The following is a 974-nucleotide window of genomic DNA, read 5'->3' as shown; positions in this document are numbered from 1 at the left end:
TGACCATCATTGATGTGGATACGGACGAAACCAAGGTCTACCAGATCGTGGGTGACGACGAAGCCAACATCAAGGAAGGCAAGTTGAGTGTGAACTCACCCATCGCCCGCGGTTTGATTGGTCGTGAAGAAGGCGATGTGGTGCAGATTGATACCCCCGGCGGTACCCGTGAGTACGAAGTCGATCAGGTGGAGCATATCTAGGCGCTTGATGCCCGATGCATGACGCCAGACGACAATAAAAAAGGCGGCGTGATAACACGCCGCCTTTTTTGCTTTTGGCATCCTGCGTTGGGCCTTGGGCGTCAGGCATTCTGATAGCGCAGGATGTTCGACAGTTTGGCGCTGGGCTTTTGGGCCGGGCGGTAGAGCAGGGCGATGTTGCCGATACGCTGGATTAGCTCGGCGCTGCCTTTTTCGGTCAGGGCCTGCACAATGGCGGCGCGGTCGTCGCGGGTTTCTGCGTTGACTTTCACTTTGATGAGCTCGTGATCTTCCAGGCGCAGGTTGAGTTCTTCCACGAAGTTGTCGCTGAGTCCCTTGTCGCCAAAGATCAGAACGGGTTTCAGGTGGTGACCAATACGGCGTAACCGTTTGATGTCCTGGGTAGATAGCGGCACGGTGTAGCTCCAGAAAGGGTTGCTGTGCGCGTATTCTACGTATTACCCGGCCGAAAAGCAGCCGTCATGTGGGTTAGTCATGAGGGCTTGCGAGTACAGAGAATTCAGGAGAGAGGGGCCATGGCGAAGTCCAGCCGTTCCAAGACCAGCAAGGCTTGGTTGAAAGAACATTTCAACGACCCGTGGGTGGCCAGGGCCCAGGAGCAGGGGTATCGCTCCCGGGCCAGTTTCAAGCTGCTGGAAATGCACGAGAAAGACCGTTTGTTCCGGCCGGGAATGACGGTGCTGGATCTTGGCGCTGCGCCGGGGGGGTGGAGCCAGGTGGCGGGCCAGCTGATCGGCGGCAAGGGGACGG

The 974-nt window shown here is 57.6% G+C and carries 3 protein-coding genes; 2 read left to right on the top strand and 1 reads right to left on the bottom strand.

The annotated features are described in order from the left end of the window. Positions 1 to 203, top strand: a 203-nt coding sequence (locus A3754_RS23285; protein ID WP_197468811.1) for a GreA/GreB family elongation factor, incomplete at its 5' end; no start/stop codon positions are given. Positions 204 to 304: 101 nt separating this feature from the next. On the opposite strand, the gene A3754_RS23280 is transcribed toward A3754_RS23285, so the two are convergent. Beyond that, the gene (locus A3754_RS23280) at positions 305 to 619 is read right to left on the bottom strand and encodes a YhbY family RNA-binding protein (protein ID WP_007151514.1); all 315 of its coding nucleotides are present in this window, start codon (positions 617 to 619) and stop codon (positions 305 to 307) included. Positions 620 to 739: 120 nt separating this feature from the next. Here A3754_RS23280 and A3754_RS23275 point away from each other — a divergent pair. Next, the coding region (locus tag A3754_RS23275; RefSeq protein WP_304439863.1) for an SAM-dependent methyltransferase at positions 740 to 974 on the top strand (235 nt) is incomplete at its 3' end.

The organism is Alcanivorax sp. HI0083 (assembly GCF_001635175.1).
Note: the sequence above shows the minus strand (reverse complement) of the source record. Positions and strands in the feature narration are given on the sequence as shown.